This window comes from Streptomyces pseudoechinosporeus (assembly GCF_054783935.1).
On the sequence record NZ_BAAGPS010000010.1, the window covers coordinates 1 to 19009 of the forward strand.

The 19009-nt window shown below is 69.6% G+C and carries 13 protein-coding genes; all 13 read left to right on the forward strand.

Annotation, left to right across the window (positions count from 1 at the left end; translation table 11 throughout):
• Positions 1–333: 333 nt before the first annotated feature.
• The 13 genes from ACYVO6_RS15210 (at position 334) to ACYVO6_RS15270 (ending at position 18950) form a co-directional block, all read left to right on the forward strand.
• Entirely contained in the window at positions 334–2079 is a 1746-nt protein-coding gene (locus ACYVO6_RS15210) for a CocE/NonD family hydrolase (protein ID WP_461061417.1), read from the forward strand.
• Positions 2076–3722 carry an AMP-binding protein gene (locus ACYVO6_RS15215; RefSeq protein WP_461061419.1) on the forward strand — a complete coding sequence of 549 codons (1647 nt, stop codon included), beginning with the start codon at positions 2076–2078 and terminating at the stop codon, positions 3720–3722. The genes ACYVO6_RS15210 and ACYVO6_RS15215 overlap by 4 nt, the downstream gene beginning before the upstream one ends.
• On the forward strand, positions 3719–4510 hold the full coding sequence (locus tag ACYVO6_RS15220) for an enoyl-CoA hydratase/isomerase family protein (protein WP_461061421.1): 792 nt from the start codon (positions 3719–3721) through the stop codon (positions 4508–4510). Before ACYVO6_RS15215 ends, ACYVO6_RS15220 begins: the two co-directional genes overlap by 4 nt.
• Positions 4507–5265 (forward strand): SDR family oxidoreductase, encoded by a 759-nt coding sequence (locus ACYVO6_RS15225; protein ID WP_461061423.1) that lies wholly within the window; start codon positions 4507–4509, stop codon positions 5263–5265. Before ACYVO6_RS15220 ends, ACYVO6_RS15225 begins: the two co-directional genes overlap by 4 nt.
• Before the next feature lie 578 nt (positions 5266–5843).
• Positions 5844–6533 carry a TetR/AcrR family transcriptional regulator gene (locus ACYVO6_RS15230; RefSeq protein WP_461061425.1) on the forward strand — a complete coding sequence of 230 codons (690 nt, stop codon included), beginning with the start codon at positions 5844–5846 and terminating at the stop codon, positions 6531–6533.
• Between the two features lie 974 nt (positions 6534–7507).
• A complete protein-coding gene (locus tag ACYVO6_RS15235) occupies positions 7508–8026 on the forward strand; it encodes a (2Fe-2S)-binding protein (RefSeq protein ID WP_461061427.1) in 519 nt (172 codons plus the stop codon).
• A 3-nt stretch (positions 8027–8029) separates the two neighbouring features.
• Positions 8030–9031: an FAD binding domain-containing protein gene (locus ACYVO6_RS15240; protein ID WP_461061429.1), complete on the forward strand. Its 1002-nt coding sequence runs from the start codon at positions 8030–8032 to the stop codon at positions 9029–9031.
• Positions 9028–11202, forward strand: a complete 2175-nt coding sequence (locus tag ACYVO6_RS15245; RefSeq protein ID WP_461061431.1) for a xanthine dehydrogenase family protein molybdopterin-binding subunit — start codon at positions 9028–9030, stop codon at positions 11200–11202. The genes ACYVO6_RS15240 and ACYVO6_RS15245 overlap by 4 nt, the downstream gene beginning before the upstream one ends.
• Positions 11203–11546: 344 nt before the next feature.
• A complete protein-coding gene (locus ACYVO6_RS15250; RefSeq protein WP_461061433.1) occupies positions 11547–12701 on the forward strand; it encodes an XdhC family protein in 1155 nt (384 codons plus the stop codon).
• A 658-nt stretch (positions 12702–13359) separates the two neighbouring features.
• The gene (locus tag ACYVO6_RS15255; RefSeq protein WP_461061435.1) at positions 13360–15003 is read left to right on the forward strand and encodes an MFS transporter; all 1644 of its coding nucleotides are present in this window, start codon (positions 13360–13362) and stop codon (positions 15001–15003) included.
• A 205-nt stretch (positions 15004–15208) separates the two neighbouring features.
• Positions 15209–16183, forward strand: a complete 975-nt coding sequence (locus tag ACYVO6_RS15260) for an Lrp/AsnC family transcriptional regulator (RefSeq protein ID WP_461061437.1) — start codon at positions 15209–15211, stop codon at positions 16181–16183.
• Positions 16184–17007: 824 nt separating this feature from the next.
• A complete protein-coding gene (locus ACYVO6_RS15265; protein ID WP_461061876.1) occupies positions 17008–17757 on the forward strand; it encodes an SDR family oxidoreductase in 750 nt (249 codons plus the stop codon).
• A gap of 353 nt (positions 17758–18110) precedes the next feature.
• Positions 18111–18950, forward strand: a complete 840-nt coding sequence (locus ACYVO6_RS15270) for a helix-turn-helix transcriptional regulator (protein WP_461061439.1) — start codon at positions 18111–18113, stop codon at positions 18948–18950.
• Positions 18951–19009: the final 59 nt, after the last annotated feature.

Sequence of the window (19009 nt, forward strand, 5' to 3'; positions counted from 1 at the left end):
TCTCGGTCGCCACCGCCTTCTTCAGCTCATCGGTGCGGGCGATGTCACGGGCCAGCTCCGTCCCGGGGTGGTGGGCAGCAGGGTCTCCGCCCAGTCGACGGCTTGCCGGGGGCCTCGGGCCGCACCGGGTACCTGTGCCTCGCGGGCCTTGGGGCCCTCGCCGGGCTGTTCCCGCCGTCGGGCGATCTGTCGCCAGCTCAGGCGGGGGAGGCCGCGCAGGTGAATCGCGGGAGGTCTCCTCTCCGGCAATACTCCGGTAATTGACAGGGTACGAACGTACCTCTTAACGTACCCAAATCCAGGACGACGCCGGCAGCTCAACGAGGAGCACCGATGCAGCACCTATACGACATAGATGTTCAGGTTCCGATGCGTGACGGCGTAGCTCTTGCCGCCAATGTGTGGCATCCGGCCGAGGGGGAGGCTCCGACGCTGCTCGTGCGCCTGCCGTACGGCAAGGACGTGATGGGCTTCGGCCAGTCAGCCATCCCCGACCTCCTGGCTCTGGTGGAGGCCGGGTACGCGGTGGTGGTGCAGGACTGCCGGGGCACCCACCGCTCGGAAGGCGAGTTCGTTCCGCATATGGCCGACCGGGCCGACGGCGAGGACACCGTCGGCTGGATCGCCGACCAGCCGTGGTCGGACGGCACGGTGGGCATGTACGGGCCGTCCTACCTCGGGATGGTCCAGTGGGAAACCGCCGCCACCGGCGCCCCCGCCCTCAAAGCGATCGCGCCGGCCTTCACCTCGATCGACAACTATGAGGCGCCCTGGTACTCCGCGGGCGGTGCGCTCTCACTGAGCCTGGTCACGATGTGGAACGCCATCATGTACGCGGCCGACGCGCAGCGGTCCCTGGCGGCCGGCGAGGACACCCTGTCGCAGCTGCAGCAGCTCGGTCAGGCGGCCCTGTTCCCGGAGCCGCTGAACGAGGTGCTGCCGACGGCCGAGGTTCCGGTCCTGGCGGCGTACGGAAAGTGGTGGGACGACTGGATGGCACACCCCTCCCACGACGGGTACTGGGACGCCATGGAGCTCACGCCCGAGCTCAAGAACGTCACCGCCCCGGCGCTCAACATCGGCGGCTGGTACGACCTCTACATCGGCCAGACCGTCCGCACCTACACCACCGCCCGCCGGCAGGCCGGCAGTGCGCAGGCGCGCGAGGGGCAACGGCTGATCATCGGCCCGTGGGACCACATCTCCTCAACCGGCGTCTATCCCGACCGCTCCTTCGGTCCACTGGCCAGTGCCCAGATGCTGGGCCTGACCGGCCTGCATGTGAAGTTCTTCGACCGCTGGCTCCGCGGCGACACCACCGCTCTCGACGACGTGGCACCCGTGAAGATCTTCGTCATGGGCATCGACCAGTGGCGCGACGAGCAGGAGTGGCCGCTGCCCGACACGAGGTGGACCGACTTCCACCTCACGAGCGCCGGCCACGCCAACACGGCGGGCGGCGACGGCGTGCTGACGACCGAGCCGCCGGCCGGCGCCGGGCACGACACCTACCTCTACGACCCGCGCCGCCCGGTTCCCACGGCCGGCGGGGCGTCCATGCCGGTGACGCTGGAACTCTGCGGCCCGGTCGACCAGCGGACCGTCGCCGGCCGCGAGGACGTCCTGTGCTTCGCCGGCCCCGTGCTGGAGGAGCCCGTCGAGGTCACCGGTCCGGTCAGCCTGACCCTGTTCGTCTCCTCGTCGGCGGTGGACACCGACTTCACCGCCAAGCTCGTCGACGTCTTCCCCGACGGCAGGGCGATCAACCTGTGCGACGGGATCCTGCGCGCCCGCTACCGAGGCGGCCTCGCCACGGAAGAACTGATGGAGCCCGGCACGGTCTACGAGATCACCGTCGACATGACCGCCACCTCCAACGTGTTCCTTCCCGGTCACCGCATCCGCGTGGACGTCTCCAGCAGCAACTTCCCGCGCTACGACCGCAATACCAACACCGGCGGCGTCATCGCCCGTGAGGGCGAGGAGCAGATGATTCCCGCGGTCAACCACATCCATCACGGCCCCGACCACCCCAGCCGTCTGGTGCTGCCGGTCATCGATCGGGAGGACCAGCGATGAGCGCCGCCGACCGGGTCGCCGAACTGACCGCGACCTTCGCGGCTCCTTCCGTCGACGTGGCCTGGCTGCTGTGCGACCAGCATCCCGACAACCGCGTCGCGTTCACCGTCGTCGACGGCACCGGTGAGCCTTCCACGCTCACCTTCGGAGAGCTCGCCGCGGAATCGCACCGCTGTGCCAGGGCGCTGCAGGGGCTTGGCGTCGGTCCGGGTGACAGGGTGGCGACCCTGATGGGCAAGAGCACCGACCTGGTCACCGTCATCCTCGCGATCTGGCGGCTCGGTGCGGTCTACGTCCCGCTGTTCACCGCCTTCGCACCCCAGGCCATCGCGCTGCGCCTGGAAGGCGCAGGTGCCCGTGTGGTGGTCGTCGACCCGGACCAGCGCCACAAACTCGACCCGGGCCCCGACATGCCGGACGACCCCCAGCGCCGCCTCGTCGTCACCGGAAGCGGCGCGCAGCACGGTGACGTGTCGCTGGCCGACCTCATTGCGGCCGCGTCGCCGGAGCCGGTACCCGCCCTCCCCACCAGCGGGGACGGACCACTGGTACACATGTTCACCTCCGGCACCACCGGCAAGCCCAAGGGGGTCATCCACCCCGTCTCCTACGTCGCCGGATGGCAGGTCTACCTGGAGTACGGCCTGGGTGTCACCCGGGACGGCAGCTACTGGTGCGCCGCCGACCCTGGCTGGGCCTACGGGCTGTACGCGGCCATCGTCGCCCCGATGGCCGCCGGCATCCCCAGCCTGCTGCTGGCCGGCGGGTTCTCCGCCGAGACGACCTGGCGCACCCTCGTCGACCACCAGGTCACCGACTTCACCGCCGCCCCGACGGTGTACCGGGGACTGCGCTCCTCGCCGGTGCCCGTGCCGCGGGGGCTGCGCCTGGAACGGGCGTCCAGCGCGGGCGAGCCACTGACTCCCGAGGTCAACGAGTGGGCCGACTCGGCGCTCGGCCTGGCCGTGCACGATCACTTCGGCCAGACCGAGGTCGGCATGCCCCTGGCCAACCACCACCATCCCGAACTCGCACGTCCCCTCAAGGCCGGATCGATGGGCCGGCCGCTGCCCGGCTGGAGCGTCACCGTCCTGGCCGACGAGAAGGACGAGCCCGCCGAACCAGGCGTGCTCGGCCGGGTCGCAATCGATGTCGCCGCCAGCCCGCTGATGACCTTCCGCGGCTACCAGATCCCGGGGCAGAGCGACGCCAAGTTCACCGCCGACGGCCGCTGGTACCTCACCGGCGACGCGGGGCGCATTGACGCCGACGGCGACTTCTTCTTCGCCTCCCGCGACGACGACGTCATCATCATGGCCGGCTACCGGATCGGGCCGTTCGAGATCGAGAGCGTCCTCGCCCAGCACCCCGCCGTCGCCGAGTGCAGCGTCATCGGCGCACCCGACGACGTCCGCGGCGAGGTCATCGAGGCGTACGTCGTCCTGCGCGACGGCCACGACGCCTCGCCGGAACTGGCCGCCGAACTCCAGCTGCTGGTCAAGACCCGCTACGCCGCCCACGCCTACCCGCGCACGATCCACTTCATCGACGCCCTGCCCAAGACACCCAGCGGCAAGACCCAGCGCTACCTGCTGCGCAACCGCCGCCGGCGCACCGAACTCTCCACCCCGGAGCCCCGTTGACCGACACCGAACCTCTGCTCGTCGAGCAACGCGGCACCGTCCGCTGGCTGCTGCTCAACCGCCCCGAGCGGCGCAACGCCCTCGACGTCACCCTGGTAGAAGCCCTGGACAAACAGATCACCAGCGCCGAGGCCGACCCCGGCACCGCGGTCATCGCCGTGGCAGGCCGGGGACCGAGCTTCTGCGCCGGCGGGGACTTCCACCAGTTCCTTCAGCTGCACGAGCGGGGCGACAACCCGGTCGACTTCCTGACCGACGTATCGGCCTGCTTCAGCCGCATCGCGGCCAGCCCGAAACCCTGGGTCGCCGTGCTGCACGGTCACGCCGTCGCCGGGGGCCTCGAACTCGCGCTGGCCTGCGATGTCGTCGTCGCCGCCGACACCACCCTCATCGGCGACGGGCACCTCAACCGGCGGCTCGTACCGGCCGCCGGCTCAAGCGTCCGGCTGCCCGGTGCGGTCGGACGCGGACTGTCACGCTGGCTCCTGCTCACCGGCGAACTGCTGCCCGCGACCGCCTTCACGAACACCGGCTGGATCCACGCGATCGTGCCCGAGGCCGACCTCGACGCCACCGCCACCCGCATCTGCCGGCAACTGGCCGACCGCAACAGCCCCGCCCAGCAACGGCTCAAGACGCTGCTGCACCAGATCGACGGCCTTGCCCCCGAGCAGGCCCTGCGCGAGGAACTGGCCACCTTCGCCGACAACTGGTCGGCGAGCTCCGTGGCCGACGCCCTGCGGGCCTTCCTCGCACCCCACACCACCACGAAAGCGGACAACGAGTGAATCGCTACCACGGACGGGTCGTCGCCATCACCGGGGCCGCACAAGGTCTCGGCCTCGCCATGGCGACCCGGTTCGCCGCCGAGGGCGCCACGGTCGCGCTGGCCGACGTCAACGAACAGGCCCTCACCGACGCCACCGGGACCATTACCGACGCCCATGCCGCGAAACTCCGCACCGACGTGGTGGACGTGACCGACTCGGCCCAGGTCGATGCCTGGATCACCGGTGTCACCGTTGATCTCGACCGCCTCGACGTGCTGGTCAACAACGCCGGCATCATCCGCGACAACCGCGTCGAGGACATCACCGACGACGACTGGCACGCGGTCATCGACGTCAGCCTCACCGGCGGCTTCCACTGCGCCCGCGCCGCGTTCGGACCCATGAAACGCCAGGGCTACGGACGCATCATCAGCTTCTCCTCCATGTCATGGCGCGGGAACTTCGGCCAGACCAACTACGTGGCCGCCAAGGCCGGCATCGTCGGCATGACCCGCACCCTCGCGTTGGAGGGCGCCCGCCACGGCATCACCGCCAACGCCATCGCCCCCGGCCTCATCGACACCCCCATGCTCGCCTCCATGAACGGCCCAGCACGCGACAAACTCACCAACAAGGTCCCGATGCGCCACACCGGCACGCCCGAGGACATCGCCGAAGCCGCAGCCTTCCTCGCCAGCGAAGCCGCCGGCTACATCACCGGCATCGTCCTGGACGTGGACGGCGGCATCTCCATCGGATCCTCGATCCGGTAACCGCGAACCGGGCGGACGAGCAGGTGATCAGCCGCTGCATGAGCCTTCGTCGTCCGGCCCACCCACTGACCGGGCCGTAGCGACAACGCGCACCACTGATATCGAGCGATGCTCCGGGTCACCACCACCGCGGTGGTGACATCGAGCCCGGTGGACCCCCGTAGTGGTAGACACCCACGCCCAGCTGCTGCGTGCGAGGTGATCGTCGAGAACAGTGACGCCGCCGACCCGGTCAGCAATTGTGCAAGCCGTGATCGTCTCGTCATGGTCCTTGGGACCGGAGGTACTGATGCAGGGTGTACTCGTCGCCGCGTTCGAGGGTCCTGGCACCCTGGTCGTACGAGAGCTTGCGGATCCGGAGGCTCAAGAGGGCTAGGTCCTCATCGATGTCGACGGCGGTCCGCTGCTGCTGCGGACATCGCCTGCGAGTTCCGACACCGTTGTCTGAACGTCACTCACGGGGACACTCCACATGGGTACGTTAGACGGTACGTTGGTACCCATTTGTAATGGTCGGCCTTCCGGCCCGGACGACCACCCGCCGCTTCCGGCGGAGAAGCTCATGGGAGACTGCTGCGGTGACGGCCCAACCTGACTCACGCGACCGACGCCCGCGCCGCACGGCGCGCAGGCGGGTCGTCGATACTCGTCGGCGGGACGAACTGCTGCGCCAGGCCGAGGCGATCATCCTGACCGAAGGCTTCACCGCGGTGACCATGGATGAGCTCGCCCAGCGACTGGGGTGCTCCAAGGCGACGCTGTACAGCCTCGCCTCCACGAAGGAACAGCTGGTCCTGGCGGTCACCCGCGCTTTCTTCCGGGATGCGACAGCCGAGATCGAACGGGCTGTCCAGGCCGAGCCCGACCCCAGGCAGCGGATCCGGGTCTATCTCGCCGGCGTCGGCACGGCCATGCGCCGGCATTCCCACGCCTTCTACGACGACATGGTGGGCTACGAACCGACGGCGCAGATCTACCGCACGAACTCCGCCGCAGCGGCGCGCCGGGTCCACGAACTGATCGAGGAGGGCGTGCAGACCGGCGCTTTCCGCGCGCTCAACGGTCATTTCGCAGCCCAGGTCGTGGCGGTCACCATCGACGCGGTTCAGTCGGGGGTCCTCCTGGAGAGGACCGGCCTGACCGCTGGCGACGCCTTCTCCGAGCTCGGTGACCTCCTGTTGGACGGGCTCAGTTCGGAGCAGGGCGCATTCGAGCCTCCTTCCACAGCTGTGCGCTCGCCCAGGGACCAGGTCTCGGCGCCCAGGTAAAGCCCGGGGAAGGGGCGCACCCCGCGGATCGTCTCTGGCAGGCACCACCCCCATCGAGCCCACATCCCCCGAAGGCGCCCGCTGGTCAGACATGGTGCGAAGCCCTCCGCGATGTCACTTGAGCAGGCAACGCGACGTACCGACGACCGACCAGGGACAGCGTCGCTGATGAGCTGAGGTTCCCTGGGTTTTCCTGGATGCTGGGAAGCGGTCCGTCGTGCTGGGCGGGGTTTGGAGGCCTGCCGGTGGACCGTGGGCCGTCGCCGCCGGGTGCGGTGCGGGTGCTCATCGTGTGCGGTACCTGCCGCCTGTGGCGCTGCCGGCTGCGGCGATTCGGAGGCTGCGGTATCCGCCCCGCCGGACGCTTTCCGCCTGGTGTGGACCCGGGCGGGGCGGGGACCCCGCGTCGCTTTCCTGGGCACGGGGCGGGTTCTCAAGGAGACCGGAATCGTGATTGCTGCTCCCAGCGGCCTCGCAGTGACACGCACGCTACCGGGCGCACCATCATGCTTCTGCACCTCACAGGCGCACAGCCACTGGAAAGTGCCACAAAAGTCTGATCGCACCGCATGGAGCACCACCCCGTGATACTCAGCCGCACCAAGGATGCACAGGCCATCAGGAGCACTGCGCACCACCCTGGCGGATGTGTCCTGTGTGGGTTGTCTGAGGGGCTTGGGCCCCAGGGCGGTTGGACCGTTCTTTTCCCTGTGTCAGAAGGGGAGCCAGTGTGGGCGCGTCCAGGGCTGTCCTCGGATGCCGCGACGCAGAAGCGACACCGGATCCGCTGGGTGGGACCACTCCACCAGGCAGAGACCGCCGATCCATGGATAAACCGTCCTCTCCCGCCCCTGCGCGGGCGCCCCTACGGTCGAGGCCGCAGGCGCTCACCGGCCCGCCGCAACGAAGGAGCGAGACCCCAGTCTCCCCTGCTCCCCCCTCGTCGGGGCCCTGTCACAAAGGATTGGGAAGCCATGATGAAGACATCGACGACCACGAGGCCGCCGACTGACCTTGTCGAGACGGCCTTCACCGTCAACGGCGAGGAGGTGTGCCTCGCTTTGGATCCTCGCGAGTCTTTGCTCGACGTGCTGCGCGAGCGTCTCGTGCTGACCGGAACCAAGAAGGGGTGCGATCAGGGCCAGTGCGGCGCCTGCACGGTGCACATCGACGGCCGTCGCGTCGTGTCCTGTCTGACTCCGGCGGTCCAGGTCGCGGGACAGCACGTGATGACCATCGAAGGCGTCGCGGCCCCCGACGGCACGCTGCACCCGTTGCAGCAGGCGTTCGTCGACTGCGACGCCCTGCAGTGCGGCTACTGCACACCTGGGCAGGTGATGTCCGGCCTGGCCTGCCTGGCCGAAGGCCACACCGAGACCGACGGCGACATCCGTGAGTACATGAGCGGCAACCTGTGCCGATGCGGCGCGTATGTCGGCATCACCGCCGCCATCCGCCGGGTGGCCGACCAGACCAAGCAGACCGAGGTGTAGACGGTGCGCTCATTCGCCTATGTAGTGCCCGACAGCGTCGCCGGGGCCGTCGATGCCCTGGCCGCCGCCGAGCCGGGCACCAAGCTCCTGGCCGGTGGCACGACCCTGTACGACCTGATGAAGCTCGGCATCGAGGCTCCGCCGGCCGTCATCGACATTCACCGTCTCGCCGAGCTGACCGAGATCAGCACGGGTGAGGGCGAACTGTCGTTCGGTGCGGGAGCGAAAATGGCCGAGGTCGCCGACCATCCGGTCGTACGCCGCGACTATCCGGCGCTGTCGGAATCCTTGTGGCGGGCGGCGTCCCAGCAACTGCGCAACATGGCGACGGTCGGCGGGAACCTGCTGCAACGCACGCGATGCGGCTACTTCCGCGGCGGAGCGGAGTTCCCCTGCAACAAGAGGAATCCCGGCAGCGGCTGTGCGGCTCTCGAGGGACTCGACCGCACCCACGCGCTGCTGGGCACCAGCGACACCTGCATCGCCACCTACCCGGGCGACTGGGCCGTAGCCCTGATCGCGTTCGACGCCGAACTCGACGTGGTCGGCCCAGGCGGCGAGCGGACGCTACCGCTCGGCGAACTGCACGTCGAACCGGGAGACAACCCCCTGCTCGAACACACCCTGGCTCCCAATGAGTTGATCCTGCGGATCCGCATTCCCGCGACACCCGCCGGTCGCGGCTCCACCTACCACAAGATCCGTGACCGGGAGTCCTACGCCTTCGCCCTCACCTCGGCCGCCACCGCCGTGACGCTGGACGCACAGGGAATGGTCACGGACTGCCGGATCGGTTTGGGAGGGGTCGCCACGCGCCCCTGGCGAGCGACGGCAGCGGAACGCTCACTGATCGGCGAACAACTCACCATGGAAACCGCCCGCCACGCGGGGAAAGTCGCCTTCGCCGACGCCCGCCCTCCTCGCACCGGCGCGTTCCGAGTTGAACTGGGCATCCGCACCGTTACCGACGCACTGCTCACCGCCGGGAAGCGAGCCGCCCGATGAAGAACCCAGACCTGCGCCGCGTCGACGCCCACGAAAAGGTCACCGGCACCGCACGCTACGGCGCCGACCGCGTCCCGGACGACCTGGCGTATGCCATGTTCGCCTTGGCCACGATCGGCAAGGGCCGCACCGTGGCCATCGACACCGCCGCGGCCGAGGCGGTCCCCGGTGTCCGTCTGGTCCTGACCCGGTTCAACGAGGACGAACTGCGTGGCCCCGGGTTCCTGATGGGCGGAGGCTTCGCCTTCCAGAGCCTGCAGCCGCTGCTCAGCGATGTCGTCGCCTACCGAGGACAGCCGATCGCGTTGATCGTCGCCGACACCCTGGTCGCCGCCACCGAGGCGGCGGAACTCGTCCGGGCACGCTACGAGACCGAGCCGTTCGCCGTCGGAATCGACGACGAAGGCGCCACTTCCGTCCTCCAGGAAGAAGCCCTGTCCTGGTTTCCCGACGTCAAGGTGGGCGACGCCGAGACCGCGTACGCGGCGAGCCCGGTGCAGATCGACGAGACCTACCTGCACCCGGCCCAGCACCAGGTCCCGATGGAACTGATCAGCTCAGTCGTGGAATGGCAGGGCGACAGGCTCGTAGTGCACGAGAGCACCCAGAACGCCGGCGCACTCCGCCACGGAGTCGCCACGCAACTGAACCTCGATCCGGCCGACGTCGAAGTGATCTCGCCCTACATCGGAGGCGGCTTCGGATCCCGCAACGCACTGCAGCCGCACATCGGGCCACTGGCGCTCGCCGCACGCCGGCTGATGCGTCCGGTCAAGCTGGTCATTCCGCGCCCGCAGACGTTCCACACCGGCAGCTTCCGGCCGGTCAGTCGTCATCGCATCCGGCTCGGCGCCGACCCGTCGGGACGGCTCCTGGCCGCCCTCCACGACGCGGAGCACCAGACGTCCCGCCACGACCTGTACCCCGCCATGTTCACGGAGATGACGTCGAGACTGTACGCCGTACCCAACTTCGGGGGACGTCAGCGCCTGGTTCAGACCGACGTCCAGACACCGGGATACATGAGGGCTCCGATGGAGGGCCCGGCCAGCTTCGCGTTCGAGTCGGCCATCGACGCACTGGCCTACGCCACCGGCCAAGACCCGGTCGAGCTGCGGTTGGCCAACGACACCGCCACGGACCCGGTCACCGGTCTGCCTTTCTCCTCCCGCCACCTGGCGCAGTGTCTGACGCGGGGTGCGGAGCGGTTCGGATGGGGCAAACGCGATCCGCGGCCGGGGTCGATGCGTGCCGCTGACGGATCGTTCGTGGGCCTGGGCGTCGCTGTCGGCGCCCACCCGGTCATGGTCGCTCCGGCCGTGGCCCGTATGTCCGCGGCAGCCGATGGCCGGGTGACCGTCGGCGTCGACGGCCACGAGATGGGGCAGGGCATCCGCTCGGCCATCGCTCTCCTGGTCGCGGAGGACCTCGGTGTTCCCGTGCGGGACGTCGTCGTACGGGTCGGTGACACGCGCTTCGCGCCGCAGCATCTCACCGCCGGTGCGTGGGGCACCACGACCGCGTTGCCCGCGGTGCACAAGGCACTGCGCGAGCTGCGCAAGCAGCTCGGCACGGGCGACACCGGGACCGTGGATGTGGCAGCCGCGGTTCGAGCCACCGGACACGGGTCGCCGGAGGTGGAGGTGACCTCCGTGGGACAGGGCCAGCCCCCCGAGATGCTCGACCGTTCACGGGCCGGCCTGTTCTCCGCCGCAGGTCCGGTCTTCCCGGACTTCACGGCCTTCAGCTGGACCGCTCACTTCGTCGAGGTCCGCATCGAGGCCACGACACGGCGCATCAGTGTGCCCAGGGCGCTGTGTGTGGCCGACTGCGGCAGGGTCGCCAGCCCGGTCACCGCGGCCAGTCAGGTCCGCGGGGGCGTGATCTGGGGCATCAGCCAGGCGCTCCGGGAGTCGAGCGAGGTCGACCCGCGCTTCGGCGGATTCCTCAACACAACGCTGGAGGAGTACCCCTTCGCGGTCAACGCCGACATACAGGAGATCGACTTCGACTTCATCGACGAGCCCGACCTGCTCCTCAACGACGTCGGGGTGAAGGGCCTCGGCGAGGTCACGATGATCGGCGCGGCAGCCGCTGTCGCGAACGCGGTCTTCCACGCCACCGGACAGCGACAGAACCGGCTGCCCATCCGGATCGAGCACGTGATGTAGGCAGGCCGTCAACTTGTCAGGATCACTCCGGGCAGGAGTGCCTGGGTGGTGCGACCGACGTCGCACCACCCAAGCGACGGAGGCTCGTTGTCGACGCAGGACGAGTCGACCGGGATCACTGGAAATTCAGCCTCCCCGGAAATGCACATCCGGGGCTTGCCCGGGTGTTGTTCTGCACGGCGCAGGCCCCGTTCGCCAACGCGGTCTTCAATGCCACCGGCCTTTCCGGCCGTCGGTCCCCGTCCGACCGCCGGACCTACCAGGGTCGCCCCGCGTATGCGCTCAGCGTCCGCGCGTGGCGGCAACCCGCCCTCCCTCCCCACGGCGAACCCGGAGAACGACCCATGCTGAACATCGCGGACACACTGCACCGCTGGTGCCGCGAGGCACGCCCCTTCGCCCTGGCCACCGTCGTCGACGTCACCGGAAGCGCACCCCTGCCCGTCGGTACGTCGGTCGCGGTGGACGAGGACGGCAACGCCGTCGGCAGCATCTCCGGCGGCTGCGTCGAGGGAGCCGTCTACGAACTGTGCCGACAGGTCCTCCACGACCAGGGTCCACCCCAGCGCGCCTGGTTCGGCTATTCCGACGACGACGCCTTCGCAGTCGGCCTGACCTGCGGCGGCGAACTCGACGTCCTCGTCCAGCGCATCGACCCCGCGACCCGGCCGCATCTCGGCGCGGCCCTCGCCGAGGTTGCCGGGGGCCGACCCACCGCCGTGGCCCAGGTCGTCGACGGGCCCGACGGACTGATCGGCGCCACCCTGAGCGTTCTCGGTGACAGCTGGATCGCCGACGGGACGCTGGCCGCAGGGCCAACAGGCCAGGCGGTGGCGGACCGGGCCACAGCCCAGCTGCGGGCGGGACGCACCGCGCTCGTCTCGCTCGGCGGGGACGCGGACACATGCCCCGACCGGCTCTCCGTCCTCGTCCACGTGGCCGCGACCCGCCCCCGCATGCTGATCTTCGGCGCGGTCGACTTCGCCACCGCGCTCAGCCAGGCCGGCCGCTTCCTCGGCTACCGGGTCACCGTGTGCGACGCCCGCCCCGTCTTCGCCACCGCGGCACGCTTCCCGCACGCGGACGAGGTCGTGGTCGACTGGCCGCACCGCTACCTGGAACGCACCGAGGTGGACGGCCGTACCGCCGTCTGCGTCCTCACCCACGACTCCAAGTTCGACATCCCCCTGCTGCGGCTGGCACTCGATCTGCCCGTCGGTTACGTGGGCGCGATGGGATCCCGTCGGACTCACGATGAACGCCTGCGTCTCCTGCGCGAGGCGGGCGTCGCGCAGGACCGATTGGCTCGGCTGCGCTCCCCGATCGGTCTCGACCTCGGTGCGCGCACGCCTGAGGAGACGGCGATCTCCATCACCGCGGAGATCATCTCTCACACCAACCACGGCACGGGCCTGCCCCTGACCCTGGGCACGGGCCCGATCCACCGGCCGGGTCACCAGGCAGTCGACGAGCGTCGCGCCCTCAACGCCCCCTACTGACCCCGTGACCGGGCACGCCCTCCGGGACGCAACCGCCCCCTCCCACACAAGGACTGATCATGACGACCTTCGCCCTCGCCGGCGCCGGCGCCGGGCCCGCATTCCAGCGCGGCCGGGACGGCTGCACCCGCCGCTCTGTCAGACCTTCGGGCACGTCGGGTGATGCGACTGCTCACCCGGCAAACACGCCACGGCCCACTTCAGCGGGACCGTCCATCCGTCCATCCGGTGATCCGGTCCTTCGCGTCCGGCGAGGACCGGCGCTGCTGCTACATCGACGAGCCCATGCTGCGACGGCCTATCGATGCCATACGTGGTCGACCTCGACCACTGTCTTCTCAAGCCGTGGAACCCGCCGGAGGAGCATCCGTACGCAGTCGTCGGCAGCCTCCTGGAGGCGTGGCCGACGACGCCGGATCCCGCCGCGTCCGACGTCCGGGTGGTCGGGCACCGCTGGTCGGCGCCGTCTTCGCAGTGTGGGGCAGGGAGCTGTTGGCCGTTGTTCTTTGCGGTGTCGGACTTTCTCCGGACCGAAGGCTCGGATGTCGGTTTTCCGGGATCCGGCGGTCGTGGCTGGCTTCGGCTTTCCGGCGGGGCGGAACGTTGCGGCGGAAGCCAGCCGATCACAGCGCCTGGCGCCTAAGGGAGAGAGTCTTTCGTGAACGTCACGACCACGGCGAACGCGCCGCAGGACCGGCGGGTGCCCACACTCGTCATGGCCTGCGTCGGCGTGTTCGTCGCCTATCTGCCGGTGACCACCGTCTCGGCGAGCCTGCCCGCCATTCAGCGGGCGCTGGACACATCGACCTCGCAGCTGTCCTGGGTGAGCGTCGCGTTCGTGCTGCCCATGGCCGCGCTCATCCTCACCGCGGGCGTCTTCGGTGACGTGCACGGCCGCAAGAAGGTCTTCCAGGCGGGCCTGGCCTTCAGCGGTCTGGGTGCCCTGACCGCACTGTGCGCCCAGTCGATCGAGGTCGTCTGGGCCGGGCAGGCCTTCGCCGGTCTGGGCGCGGCCGCGTTGCTGCCCACGACCCTGGCCCTGATCAGCCACGCCGTCCCCGACCCGCGCGAGCGCGGGAAGTTCATCGGCCTGTGGGCGACCTCCCTGATAGCCGCCCTCGCACTCGGCCCCGTCATCGCCGGCGTGATCCTCGACCACTTCGCGTGGCGCTGGCTCTACCTGCTGCCCGTCCCCGCCTCGCTGCTCGCGCTGGTCGTCTCGACGAAGCTGCTCACCGACTCCCGTGCCCCAGGCACGCGCCGACTGGACTGGCCCGGCCAGCTCACCTCCGCGCTGGCCATCACCGCTCTGGTCTACGGGATCATCGAAGGCGGCGCCAACTCCTTCACCGACACCAAGGTGATGCTTGCCCTGTCCACCGCCGTCGTCGCATCGGTCGCTTTCGTCCTGGTGGAGCGGCGCAGCTCCAGCCCGATGCTGGACCTGACACTGTTCCGCAGCCCCTCCTTCACCGCCACCGCACTGATCGCCATGATCAGCTTTCTCGGGCTCATCGGGTTCTTCTTCGCCCTCAGCCTCTACTTCGGCATGGTCCAGCAGCTCAGCACCCTCGAATCGGCCTGGCGGCTGCTGATGGTGTGCATAGTGCCGCTGGTCCTCGGTGTCCCCATGGGGCGCCTGGTGCACCGGGTGCCCTCTCGGGTGCTGATTCCCGGCGGCCTGCTGCTCGCGGCGGTCGCGCTGCTGTCGCTGACCACGATCGGCGCCAACACCTCGTTCGGTTCACTGGCCTGGCGGCTGGCCCTGCTCGGCCTGGGCGTGTCTTTCGTCATCACCCCGATGACCGCCACCGCCGTCAGTTCGGTGCCGTTCCACCAGGCCGGTATGGCCGCTGCCACCAACAACGCCTTCCGTCAGCTCGGCGCCGCCCTCGGCCCCGCTGTCCTGGGAGCGCTGCTGTCCGCTCGGGCCGTGGACGCTCTGCCCGGACATCTCACCGCCGCGGGGCTGGACGGGGCGACGGTCCGGCGCGTCACCGAGGCCGCGGACGCCGGCGGACTGAGTGCGGTCGGCGGGCTTCGCATGGGCGCGGACGCCCCGCGTGTCCTCGGCGCCCTGTCGCAGGCATTCGTCGACGGTCTTCAGCTCTGCCTGGTCGTCGCCGCCGCCCTCACCCTGCTGGCAGCCGCGGTGGGATTCGTCCTGCTGCGCCGGCCGCAGCAGTCGGCCCTACCGGCCGCAGGCCCGGCTGCCTCCGACCAAGGGCCTCGCACCCCCGACCTGCCCACCGCCGACACTCGGACGGCAGCCCGGCCGCAGTCAGCCGCCGCCCCTCAGTGAGCGCCGGCCCTGCACCGAGGTAACACCCGACGTACCGGCACGGCTCAGGAGCGGATAGCCACCGCGCTGGTACAGGCGCCGTCCGTGGGGACGGGCACGGCGCCGCTCAGTGGCCTGGGACCGGACCCTTCCGGTCCCAGGCCACACAGCGCTGTCGTACGTACGACATGACGTGAACATCACCCGCTCGAAACAGGAGCCATCGATGCAGTCCCCTTCGCCCGACGCGCTTGATCTGAAGCTGCTGCACGCGCTCCAGGTGGACGGGCGGGCGCCGTTCAGCCGTATCGCCGAGATCCTCGGAGTGTCCGACCAGACCGTCGCCCGCCGCTTCCGCAAACTGCGCACCACCGCCGGACTCAGGATCGTCGGTATGACCGACGAGAGCCTGCTGGGCCGCCAGAGCTGGATCGTCCGGCTGCGCTGCACTCCCGACGTGGCCGAACAACTCGCCAACGCGCTGGCCCGGCGCCCCGACACCTCGCACGTCGATCTCATCTCCGGCGGCACCGAAGTGCTGTGTGCCATGAAACCCCTCAGCCGACAGGCCCGCGACGAACTGCTCTTCGACCGCCTGCAACGCACGCCTCAGGTCATTTCGGTCAGCGCCCACTGCCTGCTGCACACCTTCTACGGCGGTCCCCTCGGCTGGCTCGACAAGACTCAAGCGCTCGAACCCGACCAGGAGGCGGCACTGCGTCTCCCGTACAGCGAGCCGATAGCCGCCCCCATCGCTCTCGAAGGAGCGGACGAGGCGCTGCTCGCCGTGCTACGGCGCGACGGCCGAGCAACCTTCAGCGAGCTGCAGACCAGCACCGGCCAGTCGGAGTCCGCTGTCAAGCGGCGCCTGGAGCGTCTGCGCTCCACGGGCATCCTCTACTTCAAAGTGCAGCATGACCGCGAGTCCCTCGGACACGGCATCAGCGCGATGCTCTGGCTCAGCGTCGCCCCCTCCGCACTCGATGCCGCCGGACGGAAGCTGGCAGAACACCACGAGGTCCGCTTCGCCGGCGCCACCACTGGCCAGGCCAACCTCGTCGCCACCGTCGCCACCTCGAGCACGAGCGAGCTCTACACATACCTCAGCGAGAAGATCGGCGGCCTCGACGGCGTGCAGGCCGTGGAAACCGCCCTGACCCTGCGGCATGTCAAGCAACTCACCTACGAGCCGAGCCGCTGACCGCCGAACGGCCATCAGGCGACTGAGATCGCACATGGACCCTCGCGTACGAACCGACGGAGCGACCGTGGTTGGGTGCTGCACAGTCGACGGACGCGCTCGTTACCTCTTCGTCTCGCCGACTCGGGGTACAGGGCAGGCGGCCCGGCAGCCCGCGTTGCTTTCCAGCAGCCCTACGACCGCTTTCTCATCGGCGACCAAACGGTGCTCATGCCCGTATGCCGTGCAGCGAGGTCCACAACCGGAGCACGGTGCCGACCGTCGTCCGGGCCACCACCAGCATCGGGCTGGAGGGAAGACCGCAGGACCGTCCGCGGTTGCCCGCTCCCTGGGCCAACCCCGGCTATTCAGCGGAATGGGGTGAGCTGACGTCCTGACAGCGGAAGGTGCCGCTGAGCTGCAAGGATGCGAGTGTCGAGTTCGTACCGGTTCAGGGTCAGGAATCCTTTCTGGTGGTCTGGCGTACCGGGTGGGGCCATGGGCTGTCGGTGGCGGCTGATGGGAAGACCCTGGTTGGGCACGCGGGAGCAGTGCTGCTGCGGAGGCTCGCGGACGCTGGAGCCGGCCGGGTCCGCGCGGGTGCTGCGGTTCAACGACGGATCCGCCGTTACCGCACAGACTGTGATCCTGGCCACCGGGGTCTCCTACCGGCGGCTCGCTGTGCCTGGTCTGGACGCGCTGACCGGCTGTGGGGCGTCTTCTACGGCTCAGCCAGGGACCGCCGATCCATGGATAAGCCGTCCTCTCCCGCCCCTGAGCGGGCGCCTCTACGGTCGAGGCCGCGGGCGCTCACCGGCCCGCCGTACCGAAGGAGCCAGACCCCCATGAAGATGACCGGCAACACGATCCTGATCACCGGCGGCACCTCGGGCATCGGCCTCGGCCTGGCCCTGCGTCTGCACGAGGCCGGCAACAAGGTGGTCGTCGCCGGCCGGCGCAAGGAACTCCTCGACGAGATCACGGCCGAGCACCCGGGCATCGACGGGCTCGTCCTCGATGTGGCGGACCCCGACTCGATCGCCCGGGCCCGTGAGACGGTGGCGGCGAGCCACCCGGGGCTGAACGTCCTGGTCAACAATGCCGGCATCATGCTGCGGGAGAACCTCCTCGACCCGGCCGGACTCCCGGTCGCCGAGGACCACGTCACGGTCAATCTGCTCGGCACGATCCGGATGACGTATGCCTTCCTGCCGCTGCTGGTGGGTAAGGACGACGCGGTCGTCATGAACGTCACCTCGGCGCTGGCGTTCGTCCCGTACCAGAGCACCCCGACCTACAGCGCGACCAAGGCCGCGCTGCACTCCTTCTCCGAGAGCCTGCGCATCCAGCTCGCCGGTGCCGACGCCGGCGTCCAGGTGATCGAGGTGGTCCCGGCGGGCGTGCGCACGTCGCTGATGGGCCAGCAGGACAGCGACCAGTCCATGCCGTTGGACGACTTCCTCACCGAGACCCTCGGCCTCCTGCGCGAGCAGCCCGACGCGAAGGAGATTGTCGTCGAGCGCGCCAGGTTCATCCGCGACGCGGTGGCCACCGGCTCCTACGACGACGTCCTCGCCATGATCAGCGGCAGTTGACCGACCTGTAATGACCGACGCGGAACAACAGCACGCGGGCGGGCCCTGTGGGGCCACATCATGGACGAACGCGAGCTCGACCCGCCTCGGGGTGGTCGGCCGGTCCCAAGCGTTGGGCGTCCTCGACGGTGGACCGTCGCCGCAGGCCGTCTTCCAGACCGACGGCCTGCGGCGCACCGCCGACAGCCGGCGAATGTCCCAGCGGCTCATGGAGCTCAGGTGACCATGGTCGTCTGGCGGCGCGCGCCCTCGGCGTCGGCCGTATGAGCGGCTTCGCGCGGGTGGAAGAGGAGGGCTCAGCCATGGATCGCTGGTCTCTGGATAGCCGGGCGGGATGCGGCGAGGATGGGGGCATGAACAAGAAGGAACTGGCGGAATTCCTGCGCCACCGGCGTGAGATGCTGCGCCCCCGCGACGTCGGGCTGGTCGAGGGGCCGCGCAGGCGTACGCAGGGGCTGCGCCGCGAGGAGGTCGCGCAGCTCGCCGGCATGTCCACCGACTACTACGCCCGGCTGGAACAGCAGCGTGCTCCGCAGCCCTCCGTCCAGATCACCACGGCTCTCGCCCGGGCACTGCGGCTGACCCTGGACGAACGCGACCACCTCTTCGTCCTCATCGGCCACAACGCCCCGGCCCGCTTCCACCGCTGCGAACATGTCAGCCCGACGCTGATGCGGGTCCTGGACCGCCTGGACGACTCCCCGGCCCTGGTGCAGACCGACTTGTTCGACACCCTCGCGATGAACCCGTTGGCCGTCGCGCTGGTCGGCGACCTGACCCGCCACACCGGTCTGGCCCGCAGCGGCTACTACCGCTGGTTCATGGACCCGGCCGAGCGTCTGGTGTATCCCGAGGAGACCCACGAACACCACGGCCGCGCCCATGCAGCACGCCTGCGGGCCGCGCTGACAGCCGGCAGCGACACCCCCCGAGCCGCCCGGATCCTCGCCGAACTCCAGGAACACAGCCCCGAGTTCGTCCGCATGTGGGAACTTCAGGAGGTCGCCCAACGCTACGACGACTGCAAGACCGTCCTCCATCCCGAACTCGGCCGCATCGACGTCGACGCCCAAGTCCTGTTCACCGAGAACCGCGCCCAGACCCTGGTGGTGCTGACCACCCGGCCCGGCACGGAGAGCCACAGCAAGCTCGAACTGCTCTCCGTCATAGGGCACCAGCAGCTCACCCCCTGACGTCCTGGGCCGGGGGACGGGTCAAGGCTCGGCGGCGGCGCTCCCGGTGACGCGGCCCA

Coding starts and splice junctions, on each gene's coding strand:
- ACYVO6_RS15210 (WP_461061417.1), top strand. CDS start 334: ATGCAGCACCTATACGACATAGATGTTCAGGTTCCGATGCGTGACGGC.
- ACYVO6_RS15215 (WP_461061419.1), top strand. CDS start 2,076: ATGAGCGCCGCCGACCGGGTCGCCGAACTGACCGCGACCTTCGCGGCT.
- ACYVO6_RS15235 (WP_461061427.1), top strand. CDS start 7,508: ATGATGAAGACATCGACGACCACGAGGCCGCCGACTGACCTTGTCGAG.
- ACYVO6_RS15245 (WP_461061431.1), top strand. CDS start 9,028: ATGAAGAACCCAGACCTGCGCCGCGTCGACGCCCACGAAAAGGTCACC.
- ACYVO6_RS15250 (WP_461061433.1), top strand. CDS start 11,547: ATGCTGAACATCGCGGACACACTGCACCGCTGGTGCCGCGAGGCACGC.
- ACYVO6_RS15260 (WP_461061437.1), top strand. CDS start 15,209: ATGCAGTCCCCTTCGCCCGACGCGCTTGATCTGAAGCTGCTGCACGCG.
- ACYVO6_RS15265 (WP_461061876.1), top strand. CDS start 17,008: ATGAAGATGACCGGCAACACGATCCTGATCACCGGCGGCACCTCGGGC.
- ACYVO6_RS15270 (WP_461061439.1), top strand. CDS start 18,111: ATGAACAAGAAGGAACTGGCGGAATTCCTGCGCCACCGGCGTGAGATG.